Source organism: Sphingobacterium sp. IITKGP-BTPF85 (genome assembly GCF_001006065.1).
GTDB lineage: Bacteria > Bacteroidota > Bacteroidia > Sphingobacteriales > Sphingobacteriaceae > Sphingobacterium > Sphingobacterium anhuiense.
Genome location: NZ_ASZT02000032.1, coordinates 15,711 through 36,562, shown reverse-complemented (window position 1 = coordinate 36,562; position 20,852 = coordinate 15,711). Strand labels below are relative to the sequence as shown.

At 34.8% G+C, this 20,852-nt stretch carries 27 protein-coding genes and 2 pseudogenes; 27 read left to right on the top strand and 2 right to left on the bottom strand.

What is annotated here, in order from left to right:
- Positions 1-5: 5 nt before the first annotated feature.
- The 5 genes and pseudogenes from L950_RS28530 (at position 6) to fabD (ending at position 3,963) form a co-directional block, all read left to right on the top strand.
- Positions 6-1,073, top strand: coding sequence for an outer membrane beta-barrel protein (locus L950_RS28530; RefSeq protein WP_156169611.1), 1,068 nt, complete (start codon positions 6-8; stop codon positions 1,071-1,073).
- Between the two features lie 114 nt (positions 1,074-1,187).
- Entirely contained in the window at positions 1,188-1,640 is a 453-nt protein-coding gene (locus L950_RS08795) for a GNAT family N-acetyltransferase (RefSeq protein ID WP_021190724.1), read from the top strand.
- 21 nt (positions 1,641-1,661) lie between these two features.
- Positions 1,662-2,009, top strand: a complete 348-nt coding sequence (locus L950_RS36400; RefSeq protein ID WP_316930585.1) for a M16 family metallopeptidase — start codon at positions 1,662-1,664, stop codon at positions 2,007-2,009.
- Between the two features lie 29 nt (positions 2,010-2,038).
- A complete protein-coding gene (locus tag L950_RS08790) occupies positions 2,039-2,890 on the top strand; it encodes a M16 family metallopeptidase (protein ID WP_316930584.1) in 852 nt (283 codons plus the stop codon).
- 183 nt (positions 2,891-3,073) lie between these two features.
- Positions 3,074-3,963 (top strand): annotated as a pseudogene (fabD, locus tag L950_RS08785) (ACP S-malonyltransferase).
- A gap of 45 nt (positions 3,964-4,008) precedes the next feature.
- Here fabD and L950_RS08780 read toward each other — a convergent pair.
- A complete protein-coding gene (locus L950_RS08780; RefSeq protein ID WP_021190721.1) occupies positions 4,009-4,734 on the bottom strand; it encodes an RDD family protein in 726 nt (241 codons plus the stop codon).
- Between the two features lie 33 nt (positions 4,735-4,767).
- On the opposite strand from L950_RS08780, the gene L950_RS32530 reads away from it, so the two are divergent.
- The 10 genes from L950_RS32530 to L950_RS08750 all read left to right on the top strand — a co-directional run bounded on the left by L950_RS32530 (position 4,768) and on the right by L950_RS08750 (position 10,925).
- Positions 4,768-5,082 (top strand): hypothetical protein, encoded by a 315-nt coding sequence (locus tag L950_RS32530; RefSeq protein WP_231577007.1) that lies wholly within the window; start codon positions 4,768-4,770, stop codon positions 5,080-5,082.
- The gene (locus L950_RS08775) at positions 5,052-5,729 is read left to right on the top strand and encodes a stage II sporulation protein M (RefSeq protein ID WP_231577006.1); all 678 of its coding nucleotides are present in this window, start codon (positions 5,052-5,054) and stop codon (positions 5,727-5,729) included. The genes L950_RS32530 and L950_RS08775 overlap by 31 nt, the downstream gene beginning before the upstream one ends.
- Positions 5,720-6,151, top strand: a complete 432-nt coding sequence (locus L950_RS26235; protein ID WP_021190720.1) for a hypothetical protein — start codon at positions 5,720-5,722, stop codon at positions 6,149-6,151. Before L950_RS08775 ends, L950_RS26235 begins: the two co-directional genes overlap by 10 nt.
- Positions 6,132-6,632 (top strand): hypothetical protein, encoded by a 501-nt coding sequence (locus tag L950_RS26230; RefSeq protein ID WP_197086321.1) that lies wholly within the window; start codon positions 6,132-6,134, stop codon positions 6,630-6,632. Before L950_RS26235 ends, L950_RS26230 begins: the two co-directional genes overlap by 20 nt.
- Entirely contained in the window at positions 6,622-7,416 is a 795-nt protein-coding gene (locus L950_RS08765; RefSeq protein ID WP_156169609.1) for a DUF4129 domain-containing protein, read from the top strand. The genes L950_RS26230 and L950_RS08765 overlap by 11 nt, the downstream gene beginning before the upstream one ends.
- Positions 7,413-8,612, top strand: a complete 1,200-nt coding sequence (locus tag L950_RS08760) for a DUF4350 domain-containing protein (protein WP_021190717.1) — start codon at positions 7,413-7,415, stop codon at positions 8,610-8,612. Before L950_RS08765 ends, L950_RS08760 begins: the two co-directional genes overlap by 4 nt.
- Positions 8,612-9,601 carry an AAA family ATPase gene (locus tag L950_RS08755; RefSeq protein WP_021190716.1) on the top strand — a complete coding sequence of 330 codons (990 nt, stop codon included), beginning with the start codon at positions 8,612-8,614 and terminating at the stop codon, positions 9,599-9,601. Before L950_RS08760 ends, L950_RS08755 begins: the two co-directional genes overlap by 1 nt.
- A complete protein-coding gene (locus L950_RS26225; protein WP_021190715.1) occupies positions 9,601-9,819 on the top strand; it encodes a hypothetical protein in 219 nt (72 codons plus the stop codon). The genes L950_RS08755 and L950_RS26225 overlap by 1 nt, the downstream gene beginning before the upstream one ends.
- A gap of 81 nt (positions 9,820-9,900) precedes the next feature.
- Complete coding sequence (locus L950_RS32525; protein WP_231577005.1) at positions 9,901-10,242, top strand: hypothetical protein; 342 nt, start codon at positions 9,901-9,903, stop codon at positions 10,240-10,242.
- Positions 10,188-10,925, top strand: a complete 738-nt coding sequence (locus L950_RS08750) for a DUF58 domain-containing protein (RefSeq protein WP_231577004.1) — start codon at positions 10,188-10,190, stop codon at positions 10,923-10,925. The genes L950_RS32525 and L950_RS08750 overlap by 55 nt, the downstream gene beginning before the upstream one ends.
- Before the next feature lie 100 nt (positions 10,926-11,025).
- On the opposite strand, the gene metK is transcribed toward L950_RS08750, so the two are convergent.
- The gene (gene metK, locus L950_RS08745; RefSeq protein ID WP_021190713.1) at positions 11,026-12,279 is read right to left on the bottom strand and encodes a methionine adenosyltransferase; all 1,254 of its coding nucleotides are present in this window, start codon (positions 12,277-12,279) and stop codon (positions 11,026-11,028) included.
- Positions 12,280-12,591: 312 nt separating this feature from the next.
- Here metK and L950_RS32520 point away from each other — a divergent pair, with 312 nt between their 5' ends.
- The 12 genes and pseudogenes from L950_RS32520 to L950_RS08700 all read left to right on the top strand — a co-directional run bounded on the left by L950_RS32520 (position 12,592) and on the right by L950_RS08700 (position 20,847).
- A complete protein-coding gene (locus L950_RS32520; protein WP_021190712.1) occupies positions 12,592-12,783 on the top strand; it encodes a hypothetical protein in 192 nt (63 codons plus the stop codon).
- Positions 12,750-13,469, top strand: coding sequence for a diacylglycerol/lipid kinase family protein (locus L950_RS08740; RefSeq protein ID WP_231577003.1), 720 nt, complete (start codon positions 12,750-12,752; stop codon positions 13,467-13,469). The genes L950_RS32520 and L950_RS08740 overlap by 34 nt, the downstream gene beginning before the upstream one ends.
- Positions 13,470-13,477: 8 nt before the next feature.
- Entirely contained in the window at positions 13,478-13,828 is a 351-nt protein-coding gene (locus tag L950_RS08735; RefSeq protein WP_031288702.1) for a translation initiation factor, read from the top strand.
- Positions 13,829-14,294: 466 nt separating this feature from the next.
- A pseudogene (locus tag L950_RS08730) lies at positions 14,295-15,124 on the top strand (MotA/TolQ/ExbB proton channel family protein).
- A 98-nt stretch (positions 15,125-15,222) separates the two neighbouring features.
- Entirely contained in the window at positions 15,223-15,882 is a 660-nt protein-coding gene (locus L950_RS08725; RefSeq protein ID WP_021190709.1) for an ExbD/TolR family protein, read from the top strand.
- Positions 15,883-15,906: 24 nt separating this feature from the next.
- Positions 15,907-16,461 carry an ExbD/TolR family protein gene (locus L950_RS08720; protein WP_021190708.1) on the top strand — a complete coding sequence of 185 codons (555 nt, stop codon included), beginning with the start codon at positions 15,907-15,909 and terminating at the stop codon, positions 16,459-16,461.
- Positions 16,462-16,497: 36 nt separating this feature from the next.
- The gene (locus tag L950_RS08715; protein ID WP_021190707.1) at positions 16,498-17,385 is read left to right on the top strand and encodes an energy transducer TonB; all 888 of its coding nucleotides are present in this window, start codon (positions 16,498-16,500) and stop codon (positions 17,383-17,385) included.
- A gap of 300 nt (positions 17,386-17,685) precedes the next feature.
- Positions 17,686-18,345, top strand: a complete 660-nt coding sequence (locus L950_RS08710; RefSeq protein ID WP_031288700.1) for a PstS family phosphate ABC transporter substrate-binding protein — start codon at positions 17,686-17,688, stop codon at positions 18,343-18,345.
- The gene (locus tag L950_RS28525) at positions 18,342-18,620 is read left to right on the top strand and encodes a hypothetical protein (protein WP_031288698.1); all 279 of its coding nucleotides are present in this window, start codon (positions 18,342-18,344) and stop codon (positions 18,618-18,620) included. The genes L950_RS08710 and L950_RS28525 overlap by 4 nt, the downstream gene beginning before the upstream one ends.
- Before the next feature lie 26 nt (positions 18,621-18,646).
- Positions 18,647-19,975 carry a tetratricopeptide repeat protein gene (locus L950_RS08705; RefSeq protein ID WP_021190706.1) on the top strand — a complete coding sequence of 443 codons (1,329 nt, stop codon included), beginning with the start codon at positions 18,647-18,649 and terminating at the stop codon, positions 19,973-19,975.
- Between the two features lie 104 nt (positions 19,976-20,079).
- A complete protein-coding gene (locus L950_RS32515; RefSeq protein ID WP_021190705.1) occupies positions 20,080-20,364 on the top strand; it encodes a hypothetical protein in 285 nt (94 codons plus the stop codon).
- 105 nt (positions 20,365-20,469) lie between these two features.
- Complete coding sequence (locus L950_RS08700; protein WP_031288696.1) at positions 20,470-20,847, top strand: NADH-quinone oxidoreductase subunit A; 378 nt, start codon at positions 20,470-20,472, stop codon at positions 20,845-20,847.
- Positions 20,848-20,852 lie beyond the last annotated feature (5 nt).

Here is a 20,852-nt window from a genome sequence, read left to right as displayed (position 1 = left end):
ACTGGATGCCAATTGCACGGTTTGAATACAAATTTTCGCGCCAATCTAATATTTCCCTAAATTATAGTGGATCAACAACTGAGCCATCAGTAACACAGATTCTTCCGTTTGATATGAGTACCAACCGTACCAGTATTGTTATGGGTAATGCGAATCTAAATCCCGAGTTTAATCATCAAATGAATATTAGATTTCGTAAAAATGATTTTCAGAAGGGAAATAATTTCTTTGCTTTTGTAAATGCAAATTTAGCAGAAAATAAAATTGTAAGTTTAAATAAATCATATTTGGGCCGTTTAAAGAATAGTAATACAGGAGGAGTCGATACTACTTTAATTTCTGAGACGCGCTATCTCAATGAATCAAATGATCATCCATTTGGAATTAGTTCCTTCTATCATTATGGTAAATCTTTGAAAGAAAAGACGTATAACATCATGTTGATGGGAGGTGTTTCTTATAACAAAAGAATAGGCTATTCATCAACAGATAGTCTTGATAATATTGGTTTGAAAAATGTGTCTAGAAATATTGTATTCAATCAAGGATTAATGTTGCGATATAATCCTTCAGAGAATCTGGAGATTAATCCTGGAGTTAGGTATCAATATAATCATACTGAAAATTCATTAACAAATAGAACCACTAATATTTCATCTTGGACACCAACCTTAATTGGTTCTGTAAATATTACCCCTACCACAATTTTCGGGGCAGATTTGTCAAAACAATTCAATCAGGGTTATGGGGATGGTATAAATGCTAATCCATTTATCATCAATACTTATGTGGAACAAAAGTTTTTAAAAGGTCAGCGTGGAACAGTGCGCTTACAGGCATTTGACCTCTTAAATGAGCAAACAAATGTTTCCAGAACAGTTAGTGAATCTATGGTTGTCGATAGTCGTACTAATAGATTGGGACGTTACTTTATGCTATTATTCACATATAAATTTCAAAAATTTGCATTAGGCTCTCCGACAGGAGATGGTGGCGGTCATGGAGCATGCGCCCGCCACGCATGTAAGCTTACCACCTACCTATCGAAAAACAAGTGGATAAAATGGTTCTGATCGTAAGATCAGAACCATTTTTGTTTGGTGCTATATCCCATCCACGTCATTTTTCGACTGTTATAGAATTCGACTGTTTTTATTTAGTTATTTTTGCCACTAAACGAATGCATTATGATCACATTTGAAAAATTAACGTCTGAAAATATTGATATCATTGTTGCTATGATGCAAGATTTTTATGCAATTGATGGATATGATATCGATCCTATTGTAAGCCGAGAAAATTTTAGAATTTTTCTTGACGATGAAAAGCTGGGGCAGTCTTGGCTAATTAAAGAAAATGATTTAGTCCTGGGGTATATTATTGTTGTTTATTTCTTTAGCTTTGAATTTAAGGGAACGGTAGCTTTGCTGGACGAATTATATTTAAATGCTGATGCAAGAGGCAAAGGTTTAGGTAAAAAGGCTGTTGAGTTTGTCAAAGAATATGTTCAGGACAAGGGCTGTAAATTGGTTCTGCTAGAGGTTGAACCGCATAACTTACCGGCACAAAAATTATATGAAAGTCAAGGTTTTGGTTTTCATCCTAGAAATATAATGCGATATGGCATTAAAAATAATTAAATAGAATCTCCAAATTAATATATGGAATACGAAATAATACGCTTATCCAATGGTATCCGTGTGGTTTTTCAACCGCAAAACCTACCGATTACACATGCTTGTATGTTAATCAATGCAGGGTCAAGAGATGAAAAAGAAGGTAAATTTGGCGTTGCACATTTTATTGAGCACCTACTTTTTAAAAGAACTGAACGTAGAAGTACGAATCAGATTTTAAACCATTTGGAAGCTGTTGGTGGAGATCTTAATGCCTATACGACAAAAGAATATACATGTGTACATGCATCATTTTTGACCCCGTATTTGGATAAAGCTTTAGATCTATTTGAGGATATCTTTTTCATTCGACTTTTCCTGAGGAGGAATTAGATAAAGAGAAATCGGTTATTGTCGATGAAATGGCTTCTTATCTGGACAGTCCTGAAGAATCTATTGTAGATGATTTTGAAGATCTATTATTCAAAGGAGCTGGTTTGGGGCATAATATACTCGGTCTTGAGGATCAATTGTTGGCACTTACAAAAAGCGATATTCATGATTTTATTCAGTCAAATTACGATACAAATGAAATCGTGATTTCGATTACAGGAAATTATACGGTTAAACAGGTCGAAAGGCTTGCCAATAAAATTTTTGCATCCGTTGCTGAAAATAAAATTCAGCGGGAGAGGAATGATGTTGTTGCGGTGCCTGTATCGCATGTCGAGATTCCTAAACCAATTAATCAGGTCCATTATATGGTCGGTGCACATGCATATAGTTTTAGAGACGACCGAAAAACAGGTTTATTGTTATTAAATAATATGCTGGGAGGAATGGGGATGAGTTCGATATTGAATCTTTCCATTCGTGAAAAATATGGAATAGCTTATACAATCGAATCTAATTATACCATGTTTTCAGATTCGGGCTTATTTAGTATTTATTTGGGAACAGATGAAGAAAAGATAGAGAAAGCAAAAAAACTTGTTTTTAGGGAGCTTAATAAATTTTGTGAAAAGGAGATGAGTGCTGTACAGCTTCAGAAAGCAAAACGCAAATTTATCGGTCAGATCGCACTTTCAGAGGAAAACAGGATGAGCATGATCATTGCTGCGGCAAAGAATGTGATGGACTACAACCAGATTATTGAACTAGATGTTATTATTGATAAAATAAAAGCGATTTCAACGACAGAATTATTGGAAACATCACGGGAGATTTTAGATCCCGCTCGCATGACATCACTGAGTTTTGTTCCTGAATCTTAGTGTTTAATTTTTTATTCCTTAAAGGAATTTAAGAGATGCATAAACGGATTGACTGTATACGATTTCATGAATTAAAATATTAAAGTATAGGTAACGCGTACAGCTTCTGATATTCGACTTTATGATATTGTATATAAAAGACAATTTATCTAAGTTTGTGCATTAGAACAGATAATTTTAAATATGAAAACAGCATATGTATTTCCTGGTCAAGGCGCTCAATTCGTAGGAATGGGGCAGGACCTGTATAATCTGAATGAAGAAACAAAAGCTTTATTTGAAAAAGCAAACGATATATTAGGGTTTCGTATTACCGATATTATGTTTGCAGGAACTGATGAGCAGCTGAAACAGACCAACGTTACTCAACCAGCGATTTTTTACATTCAGTGATTTTAGCGAAAGCCTTGGGAGATCAATTTCAACCTGATATGGTTGCAGGTCATTCTTTAGGTGAGTTTTCTGCTTTAGTATCAGCGGGAGCTTTGTCTTTTGAGGATGGATTGAAATTAGTGTCACAACGTGCTAACGCGATGCAAAAAGCTTGTGAATTGGAGCCTTCCACTATGGCTGCGATTTTAGGTCTTGAAGATGCTGTTGTGGAGGATATTTGTGCAAAAGTGGATGATGTGGTGGTTGCGGCAAATTATAATTGTCCAGGTCAATTGGTAATTTCTGGCTCTATCGCCGGAGTAGATAAAGCTTGTGCGCTTTTGACCGAGGCTGGCGCTAAACGTGCTTTGAAATTAAATGTTGGCGGTGCTTTTCACTCTCCATTGATGGAGCCGGCTAAAGTTGAGCTACAGGCAGCAATCGAAGCGGTTGAAATTAACACGCCGATTTGTCCTGTTTATCAAAATGTGGATGCAAAGCCATATACAGATGCAGCAACGATAAAAGAGAATTTGATCGCACAGTTAACTGGTGCAGTACGTTGGACTCAAACAGTTCAAAATATGTTAGCAGACGGAGCAGAAGCTTTTGTCGAAGTAGGCCCGGGCAATGTGTTACAAGGTTTGGTGAAAAAGGTGAACCGTCAGGTACAGACTTCTGCAGCAAGTATTGCGGAGTAATTACTTTAAGAATAAATAGAAAAAGTCGCCCATAGGCGGCTTTTTCTATTTATTACGGAATAAGATATAATGATCTTTCATGACTTGATTGACAAAATCATTAGGATGCATCGTTGATTTAACATCCATAATGTTTTCTAGTTTCTGAGTAAGGGCTAAAAGAATATTGTAGTCTTTCCTTCTGACAGCGCCATCGTAAATCTCCTTTACCTTATTTGCATCTTGATCGCTCAATTTAATTACTTGCGGAAAGATGATGTCTTTTTCTGATGGGACATCCTCAAAGATGGTCTGTTGTAGGTTTAATTTTGCTTTTAAACTAATGACAGATGTCTCACCGGATAAATCGCCAATACGTTGTCCATATTTGGATAGGGCAATTGAAGTAATTGCAATCCCGCCCATACACATCCAGATATCAACCAGAGAAAATGTCCAACGGGCAAAATATTGATAAAAGTTGGCGCGGGTTCCGTCGATCTTAACCACTTTAATTTTCATGATTTTCTTTCCTATGCTTTGTCCTGACATTGCGGTTTCCATAACAAGAGGATAGAAGAGGGCGGGAAGTGTCAATAATGATAGAATACCAAAGAATAACCAGGAATCTCCCATATTAATATGGAAAGAGTCAAGAATGACAATTATTAAGATATAATAAACAAGAATAATAAAGTAATCAATAGCAAAAGCAATAATTCTAGAACCTAATGAAGCTAAATTGTATTCTATTTTTACGTTCTGTGGAGTATTTATTAATAGTTTATTCATATATTTGAAATAGCCGGTTTAAAATTTATATTCATGAGAGAAGCATCATTCATCGAGCGAAATAAGGAAAAATGGTTGTCAATTGAAAATAATTTATCCATTCATGTTGATGTTAATCCCGATGAACTGGCGTCAAATTATATTGAACTCACCAATGACCTAGCCTATGCACAAACTTTCTATCCAGAAAGTAGGACAAAAGATTATTTAAATGAGTTGGCCATTTTAGCACATCAAAAAATATATAAAGATCAGAAAGCTTCTGAAAATAAACTTAAGCATTTTTTTCATATGAAATACCTTATGCTGTTTGGCAAATGCGGCGGCCGTTGTTGTTTTCTTTTTTGATTTTTCTTTTGGCGAGCATTATTGGTTTTTTGTCTGCTCACTATGATGAAAATTTTGTGAGGTTAATTTTAGGAGATGCCTATGTCGATCAGTCCATTGATAATATCCGAAAAGGGGATCCTGCTGCCATTTATGCATCAGGGAATAATTTTGGATCTGCGCTAGCGATCACCATTAATAATGTACGGGTAGCTTTTTTAGCTTTTACGTTTGGTGTTTTTTTTAGTGTGGGAACGGGTTATATTCTTTTCTCTAACGGTATCATGTTAGGTGCATTTCATTATATGTTTTATGAATACGGGGTTTTACAAAAGGCGATGTCTGCCATATGGATACACGGAACTATAGAAATTTCTGTTATTATCATAGCAGGAGGTTGTGGTTTGATGTTAGGTAATAGTTTCTTGTTTCCAAAATCCTATAGTAGAATGGAAGCCTTTATTCGAGCGGCAAAATTATCAATGAAGGTTTTAGCGAGTACAATTCCATTTTTTATACTTGCTGGTACATTGGAGGGGTTTGTTACCCGTTACTATCATATTTCTATGACCATGTGCTTGCTGATCATAATAATTACATTGGTGATGATTTTATATTATTATATTCTTCGTCCTTTTCAATTAGCTAAAATCAATCAATGGAAATAAATTTCGAATTTCAGAAGGAACGTAAAATTGGCGATTTTTTACAGAGTTTTATCGATTTGTTAAAAATTGTTTTGGGTCATTTTGTCGGAACAGTTTTTAGTGTTTCTATTATACCCTTGAGTATCACGACAATCCTCTATTATTTCCTGTCTACAAAGATTACGTTTTCATCCGAAAGTGATTCGTTTGAAGATCTTAACGTGTATTTATGGGTAAGTCTTCTGTGTGTTACTATCTTATTATTAGGATTATACATTTACGGTATCTGCATCGAATATTTTATTTTATTGAAGAATCAAAAAAATACGGACTTTACAGGTAGAGATTTATTGAACGCATTTCGAAACCACATCGGTATGTACGTGAAATTTTTCTTCGCTTCTTTGTTGGTCGTCGTAATAATTGGCATTCCCGCAGGATAGCATGATTATTCTGATGTTTATTCCTTTGTTTGGCAGCTTTGCTATTGGAATCTTATTTTCAATAATTGGATTGTGGTTTTTCTGCTCGTTCTTGTTTTATCGGGAAGGATATTTTTCTTTGACGACGACTTTTTTAGAGACATTTAATGTCATTCGAAAGAATATTGTTCAATATGGTAATGCCACTTATATTGTTAGTTTCATTTTTCAAGTAGTAATGATGATGTTAACTTTCATTCCAGGTTTAATCATCGGACTAATTTCCTATAATTTCTTAGAATTTGATAGCTCTTTTTTCGATGGATCTTTTGGGAAAATGTTAATGACCATAGGAGCGCTCCTTGTAACTCTTCTGACAATTTTTTTATATATGGGAGGTGTTCTGGCAAATGGGATTATTTACGAAACGGCGAAAGATTTTAAATATGGCGATCGTATCTATGCGATGATTGCAAATTTGGGAAGGAAAAATGATGAATAGATATTTTTTTGTTATTCTTTTATTTTTCACGACAGCTAGCTATGCAAATAAAGACTCTACGCGTATGGCTATGCCGAGTATAGATACAATAAAACAAACACGCGTCGATATCTGGAACAAGAATTTGTTTCAGGAAATTCCGAAAGATAATCGTGCTGCTACAGTAACGATTACAGATTATAAAAGTGTCTTGGATCGCTATCAATCCGAAGAGTTTATCTATTCTGAGAATATTAAAGATAAAATTGGTTTTTTTGATCGTTTAATGACCCGTTTCAATCGTTGGTTAAGCAGTTTGATGCCAAATTCTTCTTTTAATTATAATGAAGAGTTTTTCTATTTCTTAGGAATATTAGGTTTAGTGGTATTGATTTATATCTTTTATAAATTAATTTATTCAGGCAACAGTTTCTTTAGAAAAGACAATAAAGAGCCTGAAACAGAAGGTGTTCAAAATTTGGGGTATGTAGAAAAGAATTTGATGAATACCGATTTAAAGCCCTATCTCGTTGATGCGATTAAGGACAGAAATTATACTCTCGCTATTCGTTATATGCAATTGTTAAATATTCAAAAACTAGCACATGCTCATGTGATCAAGTGGAAGTATAGTAAAACAAATAATGATTTTGCAAATGAAATTTCAGATTCAGTTTTAAAAAATGAGTTTATTAAATGCACTCGGGTGTTTGAATATGTTTGGTTTGGTGATTTTAATTTAACTGCTACCGATTTTGAGCGTTATCAACAAGATTTTAAAAATTTTCAATCTAAAATCTCATGAAAGGCTCGTTAAAATTTAGCATATTTATTTTTATAATAGTATTCGTTGCAATCGGTATCATTGATCTAACGAGTAAGAAACCTATTATTTGGGATAGAACATTTGATCAAAAAGATAAAAATCCCTTCGGACTTTATGTGACCCATGAAGAGCTTCCACATATACTTGGCAAAAAAGTTAAGGTCACTAATATTAAAGAAGATCTTTTTACATACTTTGAATCGGACAATAGACTTAATGCTCCAAAAGAACAATTGCTATTTATTTCAGAAGCGTTTGACCTTGGTGATGCTGTTAATAATCGCATATTAAAATTCGCGGCAAATGGCGGCAAAGTTTTTATTGCTGCCGAGCAGATCAATCAAAAATTGTTAGATACGTTACAAGTTGATTATGAATACTTCTATGATAATCAAGATGATATTGAGGAAGAAATAAAAGTAGAGCTTACCCAAGATGGGATACCTATTTCTTTTAATAAGAGTACTTTGGATTATTCGTTCACTAAACTACCAAAGTCTGCAACGATTTTAGGTGGTTTGCGCTATAAGGAACATTTGTTGCCGAACTTTATTTCTTTGAAAATAGGTAAAGGGAGCATTATGCTACATATCACACCCGAGTTATTTGGTAATTATTATTTGTTGAACAATCAAAAGCAATATCAATATGTCGCCAGAGCTTTTAGCTATTTGGATGGACAGACTATTGGGTGGTATGATTTTAAGAGTAAATATAATGAATCGAAAACACCACTTCGTGTTCTGTTAAATCATATAGGATTGAGACAAGCTTGGTATTTACTGCTAGTCAGTTTACTCTTGTTTTTAATTTTTAAGAGTAGAAGAGAGCAGCGCGCTGTTAAAACAGTTCTTCCAGAACCTAATTTGTCTAAACAGTTCTGTGAAACCATTGCAACATTATACTATGAAAATGGTTCTCCAGGAAATATGGTGCACAAAAAAGTTGATTATTTTTTACATGATATTCGTAAAAAATTTCATGTTGATACATTACTTATTCATGAAGAAGAATTTTTAGAGAACTTGTCTCAACGCTCTGGTGTCTCAAAAGAAATAACAGCAGAAATGATTCAATTGATAACAGAATGCCAAAAAGGAAGTCATTTTACAGAGCAAGATTTAAGAAATGTCAATACTAAAATAGAAGAATTTAAAGTTAAAGCAGAAATGTAATGAGTGAATTTGAAAAATATATGCCCTTTGAGAATCGTTTAGATTTGACGGTTCTGTATGATAAAATGGCAGCTGTAAAAGCTGAAGTAAAGAAGGTGATTGTCGGTCAGGATCAACTCTTGGATATGTTATTGATTTCGATCCTAGCATCAGGTCACTCTTTGATTGAAGGTTTGCCTGGAGTGGCGAAGACATTATCTGCGAAATTGGTTTCGAAAACAATTGCTAGTGATTTCAAACGAATTCAGTTTACACCGGATTTAATGCCTTCAGATGTCACAGGTTCTTCTATTTTGGATTTAAAGACGAATGAATTTATTTTTAAGAGAGGACCTATTTTTGCGAATATCATCTTAATTGATGAAATAAATCGTGCTCCTGCCAAAACTCAGGCATCTTTATTTGAATCTATGGCCGAACGCCAGGTGACAGTTGATGGGGAAACTTATTTTTTACCGACCCCGTTTATTGTATTTGCAACACAAAATCCAATTGAGCACGAAGGAACTTATCGACTTCCAGAGGCACAATTAGATCGTTTTCTTTTTAAAATAGATGTTCATTACCCTGATCAAGAACAGGAGTTGTTGATTTTAAAGGAGCATCACTTACAAAAGGCGCAAGATAAAGAAGCGTTGGTTCAACAGGTTGTGTCTTCGCAAGAAATTGCTGATTTTCAGCGTTTGATCAAATCCATATATGTACATGATGAAATTTTGGTTTATATCGCTCATTTAATTTCTAAGACCAGAAACAATCCTAATTTGACATTAGGTGCATCACCTCGAGCTTCAATTGCTATTTTGGAATCTGCTAAAGCTTCAGCAGCACTAAATGGTCGTGATTTTGTCACACCTGAAGATATTAAAAAAGTTGCTTTTGCGGTTTTAGGACACCGTGTTATGCTGACTCCTGAGAAAGAAATGGAAGGTTTCACAACAGATTACATTATTGATCAAATCATTGCTAGTATAGAAATTCCGAGATAATGAAGAAGCTCAAACAACTGTATTTCACAAATCGATTTTTTTATGGTCTGCTGACCATTGCAACATTTTTTGTTATTTCATTTTTTGTGAAAGTGTTGTTTATTCCTGTAGCTATTCTTTTTTGGATCTTAACTGCCGTGATGATCTGGGATTTGATATTCTTATTTTCTGGTAAAGGGAATGTTTCTGTGATACGGAATTATCCAGAAATTTTCTAATGGTGACGAAAACCCACTTGTTATCAGAGCCGAAGTTGGTATCCCCGTCGGGTATTCGTTCGCATATTAGAAGAATTTCCAGTGGAATTACAAGTTCGAGATAAAGACTTTGAAATTATATTACTCCCTTTCTTAGAAAAGGAAATTCATTATAGTCTGAAATTGACACGTCGGGGTATTTATTCTTTTGGAAAATGTTGTGCTATGGCTCGTTTTTTGGGTTTTTTTGAAAGAGGGTTTGCAACAAATGATACCTTAAGCATTCCATGTTATCCTTCTTTTATTCAATTACGTAAATATCAGCTTTTAGCCACGACCAACAGATTAAATGAAATGGGTGTTAAGCGTATTCGAAGATTGGTGCAGCTATGGAATTTGATCATGTGCGTGATTATGTGCAAGGAGATGATTACAGAAGGATGAATTGGAAGGCTTCAGCCAAAGTTAAGAAATTGATGATAAATCAATTTGAAGAAGAAAAATCACAACCCATTTATAGTTTCATTGACACTGGACGAGCGATGCGTATGCCGTTTGAAGAGATGACATTATTGGATTATTCCATTAATGCTACTTTAGTTTTATCAAATGCGGCTATTCTGAAACATGATCGTGCAGGGATGCTTACTTTTTCAAAAGAGATCGGTAATCAGGTTGTTGCAGAGAAACGTAATAATCAAATGATGCGGATTTCAGAGGCACTCTATCATATTCAAACCGAATTTCAGGAGTCTGAATTTGGCAATTTATATACTTACGCGAATAAGCATATTAATAAACGTTCTCTTATCTTTATTTACACAAATTTCGAGACTTTGGACGCTCTTAATAGGCAGTTAGCTTATTTAAGAATGCTCAATCGTTCCCATATCTTAGTGGTTATCGTATTTCAAAATACAGAATTGGATGAACTCGCGAAAAGTTCGCCTCACAGGACGATTGAAATATATAACCAAATTATTGCGGAGAAATTCATTTATGAGAAAAATCTCATTATTCAAGAATTGCATAGAAACGGAATTCAAACAATTTATACAGCACCAGAAAATCTGACCATTAATTCCATTAACAAATACTTAGAGATTAAAGCACGAGGTCTTATCTAATCTGTGTGTTGAGATATTAAACTAACGTATCATAAAAAGACAACAGGCCCATCAAAGATGGGCCTGTTGTCTTTTTATGAGTGTAGCCAAATTTAAATGACTATAAACCAAAAGCTGTCTTTACTTTATCAATAAAGTCCAGTTTTTCCCAAGTAAATAACTCAACTTCAACTGTTTTTTTATCACCGTTAGAATTTTCAAATTCTTTCGTTACAGTTTTTGGGGTTCTACCCATATGTCCATATGCTGCAGTTTCCGAATAGATTGGGTTTCTTAGGCCTAATCTGGTTTCAATACCGTAAGGAGTCATGTCAAAAATTTCAGTGATTTTATCGGCAATTTGACTGTCGTTTAATTCCACTTTGCTTGTTCCATAAGTATTGACATAAATTCCCATTGGATCTTTTACACCAATTGCATAAGAAATCTGAACTAAAATTTCATCTGCAATACCTGCGGCAACTAAGTTTTTAGCAATGTGACGTGTTGCATAGGCAGCAGAACGGTCTACTTTTGACGGATCTTTTCCTGAAAAAGCTCCACCTCCATGTGCACCTTTACCACCGTAGGTATCAACAATAATTTTGCGACCTGTCAAACCGGTGTCACCATGTGGTCCACCAATAACAAATTTTCCTGTTGGGTTAATATGAAACTTGATATCACCATTAAATAATTCTTGCAGTTCTGGTTTTAATTGTGCTTTAACCCTTGGGATTAAGATATTTTTAATATCAGCTGTAATTTTTTCACGCATCTCTTCTTCTGATGAAAAATCATCGTGTTGTGTAGAGATCACGATGGTGTCGATACGTGCTGGTTTATGATCTTCCGTATATTCTAACGTTACTTGTGATTTAGCATCAGGGCGTAAATAAGTAATTTCCTTATTTTCACGACGTAATGCCGCTAATTCATAAAGTAAGCGATGCGATAAATCTAAGGCCAGGGGCATATAGTTATCCGTTTCATTGCTTGCATATCCAAACATGATTCCTTGATCGCCGGCACCTTGATCTTGCTTTGCCTTACGGTCTACACCCTGATTAATATCTGCCGATTGTTCATGGATAGCCGATAATACACCACATGAATTTGCTTCAAACATATATTCAGACTTGGTATAACCAATGCGCTCTATTACTGCACGTGTTATTTTTTGAACATCTAAATATATTTTTGATTTCACTTCACCTGCAAGTACAACCTGTCCCGTTGTTACCAAAGTTTCGATTGCAACGCGTGCATCTTCGTCCCAAGCTAAAAAATTGTCAATCAGTGCATCTGAGATTTGATCAGCAATTTTGTCTGGATGTCCTTCTGAAACAGATTCGGACGTAAATAAGTAAGCCATATTACCTTTTTTAATATTATATTATAAGGATTTGCGAGGAGAGGTTGTTTCAATAGAAAAGTACTAAATAGCCTTGCTATATGATGGTTTTAGCACTTTTTTACTGTGGTTGCAATCTCCTGTTATATTCTCATTAAGAATATACTACGCAAATCAGTCCACATTTTTTATTGTCGACACAAAACTACAATACTTTCTGTTAAGTTTAAAGATTTCTTGTAGAATAGTTTAAAATAGCTGGATCAATCTTAATGGTATTTAAGAATTTTGACATTGTTTCAAGAAATTAGTGAATAAGCGTATATTTGATTTATGGGAAAACGTAAACAAATACTGTTTGTTATCAATCCGATTTCGGGAGGGAAGCGCAAAACATCTTTTAAGAAGCAGGTGTTGGATGTGCTTGATTTACAAAGTTTGATCCTACTTTTCAGGAGACATCCTATGCCAATCATGCGTACGAAATTGGTTTGCGAGCTGTTGAAGAAAAGTACGATGCAGTGATAGCAGTAGGTGGCGATGGAACAATAAATGAGTTAGGATCTGCATTAGCAGAGAGCGGTATACCCTTAGGTATTGTTCCTGAAGGTTCAGGGAATGGGCTTGCCTTATATCTTGGTATTCCCTTAAATGAGACTGCTGCAATTCGTCGCATAAATCGATTTGAATTTGTAGAGGTTGATTGTGGCACGATAAATAATCGAAAATTTTTTAATATTGCTGGATTAGGTTTTGATGCATCCGTTAGCGAGAATTTCGCTAATGAGAATATTCGTGGGCCTTTGGGATATTTGAAATCGGCAATAAACGTACTGAGTAAATATAAACCGTGCGACTATAAACTATGGATTGATGGTAAAGAATACGAGCGTAAAGCGTTTATGATTTCTGTCGCCAATTCACCACAATATGGTAATAACGCTTACATCGCACCACAGGCATCTGTTAATGACGGGATATTAGATGTGTGTATTGTTCATCAATTTCCAATGTATATTTTACCAAAAATGTTGTTTCATTTGTTTAATAAGTCTGCGGATCAGTCCGACTACGTCGAAATAATTCCGGGAAGAAATATTAAGATTGAAGCGATTGTAAAATCGGTAGTTCACATTGATGGTGAGCCAGTTGACTTGGGTTCAAGTCTTGATATTGGCATTATTCCTAAGGCATTGAAAGTTATTTGTTAAAAAAAGTTATGAGTAAAAATAAGAAACAGCAGTATGAAGGCGTTGTATATTCAACAGATAACAGTTTTGAATATCAATTTTCAGAATTATTAGAGGACCTAGAAACACTTCCTAATCAACAGCAACAGCTCAAAGTTCAATTGGATCGTAAGATGCGAAAAGGGAAAGTTGTCACACTAGTTACCGGATTTAAAGGTAAACAAGAAGACCTGGAAGCGTTATGTAAATTTTTAAAACAGAAATGCGGTGTTGGAGGAAGTGCTAAGGATGCTGAAATAGTTGTACAAGGAGACTTTAAACAGAAAGTTGCTGATCTGTTACTTTCTGAAGGATACAAAGTAAAATTGGTGGGAGGTTAGTATTCCATTATTTTAGCCCCAAACAGGTCATATTGAACAGGGGTGCGCGTTGTAAATGGTTGAAAATTAATAAGTAATATCCGTTTAAACATAGATTGAAAGTTTTTTGATAGATGTAGATAGGTGAGTGAGCGGTTACTTGAATTTGCAATTAAATCGTTTGTTTTCTTGCATATCAAAAAAAAATGGTTTTCATTGTAAAAAATTTATTGCTTTCTCCTGATAAAAGGGATTAGTAGCATTAGATTGAAAGTCGGAACCGCTGAGGTGATAACTTAATATTAAGGAATTGTAAAGGGAATTTAAAGTCTCTTTTATATTTCTAATATATTTCGCTTTAAGATTTTAAATATGGCATAAAAGACTATATTTGCTTGACAAATTTTAAAACGAATACATACAACAAGCATATAATTAAAAAAACATATTATATTTAACAACAGTAAAAAACTAAAAAATTAGAAAAATGGCAAACGCACCTAAAACAAGTCCTGCTGCAAAACAAGAGAGCAATAATTCAGGTTCTTTCTTTGCACAAGCTGCAATTATCATTTGTTTCATTCTCGGTTACCTTTTATGGAAATTTGTGATGGGTAGTCCTTCAAACTTTCTTGATAATAATCCAGAGAACCAACCTTTACCAGGTAACTATTTAGGAATGGTTTATCACGCAGGTGCTGTAGTACCGGTTTTATTAGGTTTATTCTTCATGGTATGGGTATTCTCTATTGAGCGTTTCATTGTAATTGGAAAAGCTTCTGGAACAGGAAATGTTGGTAATTTCGTAAGAAAAGTACAAGTATTAATTAATGGCGGTAATTTAGATTCAGCTATTGCTGAGTGTGACAAACAAAAAGGTTCTGTTGCAAACGTAATCAAAGCTGGTTTAGTAAAATACAAATCAGTTTCTGCTGATACTGCTGTAGATACTGAGAAAGCAACAATTGCAATTCAAAAAGAGATCGAAGAAACAACAGCATTAGAAATGCCGATGTTAGAGAAAAACTTAAACGTAATCGCTACATTAGTTCTATCGGTACATTAACAGGTTTATTAGGTACAGTAACAGGTATGATCAAGGCCTTCAGTGCGTTAGCAACAGGTGGTACTCCTGATTCAGCTAAATTAGCAAATGGTATTTCTGAGGCCCTAATCAATACAGCGACAGGTATCGGTACTTCTACAATTGCGATTGTAATGTACAATATCTTAACAGCTAAAATTGATAAATTAACTTATTCAATCGACGAAGCTGGATTCTCAATCGTACAAACATACGCTGCGAACCACAAATAGTAATTATATGATGTTTTTGAAAATTATTTTATGGAATAATTGTTTCATTAGCATCATATAGAAAGAGATTGAATAATTAATTTATAAAGAAGTTTAAAATGGGTAAAGCAAAAATAAAAAGAGCCAGTACATCCATTGATATGACCGCGATGTGTGACGTATCATTCTTGCTTCTTTCATTCTTCGTAATGACATCTACAGCGAAACAACCGGAAGCATTCGAGGTTGATACGCCGGCGTCTACCACGAAAGATAAATTACCAGATTCAAACGTAGGTATTATTACGGTTGGAGATAAAGGTAAAATATTTTTTGGTGCGACAGACCGCGATGTTAGGGTTAAAACTTTAGAGAAAATGTCATCAAGATATGGCGTTAACTTTTCTCAACAAGATTACGACCAGTTTGCGTTGATGGAAAATGTCGGTACTCCTATGAAAGCGATCAAGCAAGTGTTGGCAATGGAGCCAAGCAAACGTCTTGAGCCTGGTGTTCAGAATGGTATTCCTGTCGATAGTACAGAAACATTATCTAATGAATTATACCAATGGATACAAACAGCACGTTTAGCTGCAGAAGAGGTAAATAAGGCAAAAGAAGGGGAAAAGGATTTTGTTTATCCAGGACCATTGAAAATTGCTATCAGAGCTGACGCAACGGAAAAGTATCCTTCAATTAATGCGGTAATCGAAACATTACGTAATCAAAAGCAAAATAAATTCAGTTTCATTACTGGTTTACGTGCTGAAGATAAATAATGTTGATTTAATAAAAAGACATAAATGGCAGAATTAAATCAAGACAGTGGTAAGGGTGGCAAAGGCGGAAAAGTAAGATCTAAGAAAAACGGTGGTAAAGTCGATTTGACAGCCATGGTAGATTTAGCATTCTTATTAATTACCTTCTTCATGTTAACTACGTCTTTAAATAAACCACAAGCAATGGACGTTGCGATGCCTGATAAAAATAAAATTAAGGATGAACAATCTGAAGTACTAACAGCAGATAACCGTTCCGTAACGATTTTATTAGGATCTGACAACAAAGTTTCTTGGTATTATGGACAGGTAAAAGCACCTATTGAAGGTCCAACGGTTACAGGTTTCGGAGCAGATGGAATACGCAAGGTTTTAATTGAGAAAAAAGCTTACGTTCCTCGTGTTTCTGGCGGAAAAGATGTAATCGTGATTATCAGACCTAGTGATATGTCTACACAAAAAGATCTTGTTGATATTCTTGATGAGATGAAGATTGTAGATATTAAGCGTTATATGATTGCGAAGATTAGTCCTGAAGAAATAGATGTTTTAAAACGTGATAATATTTATAATGACTAAGTTAGTTATTATAGAAATCACGAAAACTATAGAAATATGATTGGGTCAAAATTAGATATTTTTAAAAAGGAATGGCTTGATGTAGTATTTCAAGGCAGAAACAAGGAGTATGGTGCTTACGAACTTCGTAAGCTTGCTCCTAAAGCTACAAACGTAGGTTTGTTGGCTGTAGTTGTTGCTGTGGTACTATTGAGTCTTCTTAGATTATTTGGAGGTAGCTTATTTCCTGATAAACCTGTTGAAGCCCCTCCAGTTGTTACTGAAGTGACTTTAGAGGATTTGGAGGAAATTAAACCACCTGAACCAGAAGAAGAAGAACCACTTCCGATTGAGGAGGAGAAGCCTCAGCAAGTGGCTATGGACATACCAAAAGAAGATTTGGTACGTTTTCCAGAACCAAAAGTAGCTCCTGCTGCACAAGTGAAAGAAGAAGTTGCTGCTCAAGAAGAGTTTAAGGATGATAAAAAAACTCCTGCTCGTTTAACTTTAAAAGGTAGCGCAACAGGTTCTTCAGTAGCTCGTGGTGAGTTCGGTACTAAAAAACAGGATGGTGCTATTACAGGTGTTAAGAAAGGTGATCCAAATGGTGATCCAGATGGATTAATTTCCTTCAATGCAGTAGAGGTTCAACCATTGCCTCCTGGAGGTATGGCTGCTTTTATGAAGTGGGTAGGAGAAACTTATGAATATCCTTCTGGAGCTTTAGAAAATGGTATCATGGGTGTAGTTGAAGTATCTTTCGTTGTTGAAAAAGATGGTAGTTTAACAGATATTTCTGTAAAACGCGATCTTAAATACGGAACTGGTGATGCTGCAGTTAGAATGTTGAAAAAAGCTAAGAAATGGAAACCAGGTATTCAAAATGGTCGTCCTGTTCGTGTAGCTTATACATTACCTATTCGCTTAAACACACAAAATCAGTAATTAGTGGCGAACTTTAATTCGAATAATACAAATTACAGACAGAAATCGCCTATAAAGCGATTTCTGTCTATTTTAGGACTATTTATGTTTGGCCTATATTTTGGGCTGGGCTTACTGGTTATTTTTTGGAAAGATTTACCCTTGGACATCAATCCAACATATAGAACATTGTTTGGAGTTGTTCTGATTGTTTATTCTTTCCTTCGTTTCGTCAGATTGTGGCAAAGTAATTTTAACTAGTCTCATTACGAAATTAGAATTGCCTTAATTTTTGCAACCTATTTATTAAATGATTGCCCTATGAAAAACAGCTTAAAAATAATTTTATTTTCAATTTTTGGAGTTTTAATGTTAGTGAGTTGTAATCGTAATGGGAAGCAAGCTCCAACAGCTCCCAGCGAGGATATCTTGCGTGGTAAGGTAAATGTGCTTGTTGATGAGACCTTGTATCCAATCATTAAAGAACAGGTTGATGTATTTCAAAGTTCATACTCAGATGCTACTATTCAATTGTTGGCCAAACCTGAAATTAAAGCCATAAATGCTTTGTTGGCGGATACTTCAAATGTGATTATTTTAACACGTAAGTTGACAGCAGCTGAGGGGAAAAACTTTAAGGACCGAAAAATTGTTCCAAAGGAATATCAAATTGGGAGTGATGCAATCGCTTTGATAAATAATGTTGGTGATGCAGATACTATCATCACACTTTCTGACGTTAAATCATTGTTAAACGGCACACTTAAAGGTAAGTACAAAGTAGTTTTTGATAATGCAAACTCAAGTACTTTACGATTTTTAAAGGAATATCTATCTATCGATAAAATTGATCCAACAGCGATTTCTGCCTTAGAGAATAATACTGATGTCATCAAATATGTGAGTGAGAATAAAGGAAGTATCGGAATTGTAGGTTTCAACTGGATATTGGATATGACTCAAAAAAATCTGAATTATTGAATAAAATTCGTACATTGAGCGTAGAAAATGCTTTAGGAGCTAAGAAAGACGGTTTGTTCTACAAACCTTCGCAATCCAATATATCTTTAGGTGTATATCCTTTTACAAGACCTATATATGTATTGAATTATCAGCCGAACATGGGCTTAGGCCTGGGCTTTAGTGCCTTTTTGACAGGAGATAGAGGTCAGCGTATTTTTTTAAAAGCTGGACTTTTACCTGCAACAATGCCAGGACGTGATATTATTATTAGAGAAGAAAACAGTTTAAATTAGAGTATAAAATAGTACAACAATAGATTATGACAAACAGTAAATTATTATTTAGTCTGTTATTAGCAGGTTCTGTTGGCACAGCAAGTGCACAAAGTTTAAAGGATGCTAGAGCGGCTATTGAAACAGAAAACTACGGTAAAGCAAAAACAATTTTGCAACAATTAGTAAGTAAACAAGCTAAGGTTGGTGATAATTACTTCTATTTAGGTCAGATTTATTTAGTCAATGATAAGCCTGATTCTGCGGCAATTTTCTTCAATCAAGGTTTGACTGCTGATCCAAAATCACAGATTAATAACGTTGGTTTAGGCTACATTGATTTGTTGAAAAAAGATAAGGCTTCGGCTGAAGCTAAATTTTCTGCAGCTAGTGCAAACTTAAAGAAAAAAGATTACGAAGAATTGTTGGAAATTGGTCGTGCTTATATTAAGGCGCCAGAGCCAGACTATGCAAAAGCTTTGGATTATTTAACACAAGCTAAGGCAAAGAATGCTAAAGATGCCGCTATTCCGTTGGCATTAGGAGATGCTTATAGAGGATTGAAGGAAGCAAGTAGCGCTTACTCAAGTTATAGTGAAGCAACTGATTTGGATCCGAATTCAACTCGTGCTAAAATTGGACTTGCAGTAATTGTTCGTGGTGCACAAGCTTTTGATGAGGCAGTTGCTCAATTGACAGAGATTACTACAGCGTCACCTACTTATGCTCCGACTTACCGTGAATTAGCGGAGACTTACAATATGTGGTCAAAAGCACCTGGTACATCTGACGAGAAGTATGTGGAATTAAATAAAAAAGGTGTTGAGCAATATAAAAAGTATTTAGAAGTTAATGGTGATAACTCTTTGGAAGCAAAGATCCGTTATGCCGATTTCTTGGTTTATGCTAGACAATACGATGAGTTAGGAGCAGTTTCTGAAGAATTAGCGAAAAATCCAGATGTAGATCCTAAGATTTATCGTTATTTAGCATACAATGCATTTAGAAATAAAGACTACGCTAAAGCATCTGAGAATATACAAAAGATGTTTGCAAAAATGGATCCTCTACGTGTAATTCCTTTGGATAATATGTATGCAGGTTTATCTGATGTCGCTAATAATAAAGTTGAATCGGGTATTGTATTTATTCAAAAAGCAATTGATCAAGATAAAGAATTGTTAGCAGAAGTTGCTGAAACAGCATTTGCAAAATATCAGGATCAAGAGACTGCAACTGCAGTAGCATTATTTGAGATTATTGCTAAATATCCTGATACTGATTATTACTTCGATTCTAATTATTATGCTGGAGAAGGTAATTACCAAATTGGCTTTAAAAAAGATCAGGAAGTAAGGATGAGGAAGGTAATGTAACCGATCAAGCTTTAAAAGATCAAGCTGTTGCCGCTTTTGTAAAATCGCAAGCACAGTTAACCGTTATCGAAAATGCGAATAAACCTGAGGTATTAGAAAAATACTTGATTCCAGCGCTATACTACAAAGCTTTCTCTGCTTTAGGTACGGATAATTTGGAAACTCCAAAAGGTGATTTTGTGGCTCCTTTCGAAAAATTAATTAAAGTTATCAACGAAAGAGGCACACAAGAGAAAAATAAAGCATATTTAATCGATGCTTACACTTATATTGGTTTCTTCCAATACAGTAAAAATGAAATGGCTAAAGCAAAAGCTAATTTCCAAGAAGTATTGAAATTAGATCCTGAAAATGAGAATGCTAAATCTTATTTAGAAGGTATTAAATAGACTTAGTATTTTAAAATAAAAAGGGGAGAACATTTGTTCTCCCCTTTTTTGATTTTAGGCTATTTTTTCTTAAATTTAGGTTTTACCAATATAAACATTTTTGATATGGAGCAAGTTAGTGCGAATGCACCTATTGACTATCTGCCAATTTTATTTCAGCTTATTGTTGCTGCTGGATTTGGTATTGGAACGATCATCATCACACATCTCATTGGCCCAAAAGTAAGAACTGCAAATAAGCTTAGTTCATTTGAGTCGGGTATTGAAGTTGTTGGAAATGCAAGACAACCCTTCTCGATTAAGTATTTTCTTGTTGCTATTCTGTTTGTCATTTTTGATGTCGAAGTTATCTTTATGTATCCGTGGGCAGTTAATTTTCGAGAATTTGGATTTGAAGGTTTGATCCAGATGTTTATTTTTATGGCCATGTTGCTTTTAGGCTTCATTTATGTCATTAAAAAGAAAGCTTTGAGCTGGGATTAGAATAG

What these genes read in the sequence shown, in the direction of transcription:
- L950_RS08725 (WP_021190709.1), top strand. Translation starts at nt 15,223, where the DNA reads ATGGGTAAAGCAAAAATAAAAAGAGCCAGTACATCCATTGATATGACC.
- L950_RS08790 (WP_316930584.1), top strand. Translation starts at nt 2,039, where the DNA reads ATGGCTTCTTATCTGGACAGTCCTGAAGAATCTATTGTAGATGATTTT.
- metK (WP_021190713.1), bottom strand. Translation starts at nt 12,279, where the DNA reads ATGGCTTACTTATTTACGTCCGAATCTGTTTCAGAAGGACATCCAGAC.
- L950_RS32520 (WP_021190712.1), top strand. Translation starts at nt 12,592, where the DNA reads ATGGGAAAACGTAAACAAATACTGTTTGTTATCAATCCGATTTCGGGA.
- L950_RS08720 (WP_021190708.1), top strand. Translation starts at nt 15,907, where the DNA reads ATGGCAGAATTAAATCAAGACAGTGGTAAGGGTGGCAAAGGCGGAAAA.
- L950_RS08750 (WP_231577004.1), top strand. Translation starts at nt 10,188, where the DNA reads ATGGAATTTGATCATGTGCGTGATTATGTGCAAGGAGATGATTACAGA.
- L950_RS08765 (WP_156169609.1), top strand. Translation starts at nt 6,622, where the DNA reads ATGATGAATAGATATTTTTTTGTTATTCTTTTATTTTTCACGACAGCT.
- L950_RS08795 (WP_021190724.1), top strand. Translation starts at nt 1,188, where the DNA reads ATGATCACATTTGAAAAATTAACGTCTGAAAATATTGATATCATTGTT.
- L950_RS08760 (WP_021190717.1), top strand. Translation starts at nt 7,413, where the DNA reads ATGAAAGGCTCGTTAAAATTTAGCATATTTATTTTTATAATAGTATTC.
- L950_RS26235 (WP_021190720.1), top strand. Translation starts at nt 5,720, where the DNA reads ATGGAAATAAATTTCGAATTTCAGAAGGAACGTAAAATTGGCGATTTT.
- L950_RS08755 (WP_021190716.1), top strand. Translation starts at nt 8,612, where the DNA reads ATGAGTGAATTTGAAAAATATATGCCCTTTGAGAATCGTTTAGATTTG.
- L950_RS08705 (WP_021190706.1), top strand. Translation starts at nt 18,647, where the DNA reads ATGACAAACAGTAAATTATTATTTAGTCTGTTATTAGCAGGTTCTGTT.
- L950_RS08775 (WP_231577006.1), top strand. Translation starts at nt 5,052, where the DNA reads ATGCGGCGGCCGTTGTTGTTTTCTTTTTTGATTTTTCTTTTGGCGAGC.
- L950_RS08735 (WP_031288702.1), top strand. Translation starts at nt 13,478, where the DNA reads ATGAGTAAAAATAAGAAACAGCAGTATGAAGGCGTTGTATATTCAACA.
- L950_RS08700 (WP_031288696.1), top strand. Translation starts at nt 20,470, where the DNA reads ATGGAGCAAGTTAGTGCGAATGCACCTATTGACTATCTGCCAATTTTA.
- L950_RS08715 (WP_021190707.1), top strand. Translation starts at nt 16,498, where the DNA reads ATGATTGGGTCAAAATTAGATATTTTTAAAAAGGAATGGCTTGATGTA.
- L950_RS36400 (WP_316930585.1), top strand. Translation starts at nt 1,662, where the DNA reads ATGGAATACGAAATAATACGCTTATCCAATGGTATCCGTGTGGTTTTT.
- L950_RS28530 (WP_156169611.1), top strand. Translation starts at nt 6, where the DNA reads ATGCCAATTGCACGGTTTGAATACAAATTTTCGCGCCAATCTAATATT.
- L950_RS08710 (WP_031288700.1), top strand. Translation starts at nt 17,686, where the DNA reads ATGAAAAACAGCTTAAAAATAATTTTATTTTCAATTTTTGGAGTTTTA.
- L950_RS26225 (WP_021190715.1), top strand. Translation starts at nt 9,601, where the DNA reads ATGAAGAAGCTCAAACAACTGTATTTCACAAATCGATTTTTTTATGGT.
- L950_RS32530 (WP_231577007.1), top strand. Translation starts at nt 4,768, where the DNA reads ATGAGAGAAGCATCATTCATCGAGCGAAATAAGGAAAAATGGTTGTCA.
- L950_RS08780 (WP_021190721.1), bottom strand. Translation starts at nt 4,734, where the DNA reads ATGAATAAACTATTAATAAATACTCCACAGAACGTAAAAATAGAATAC.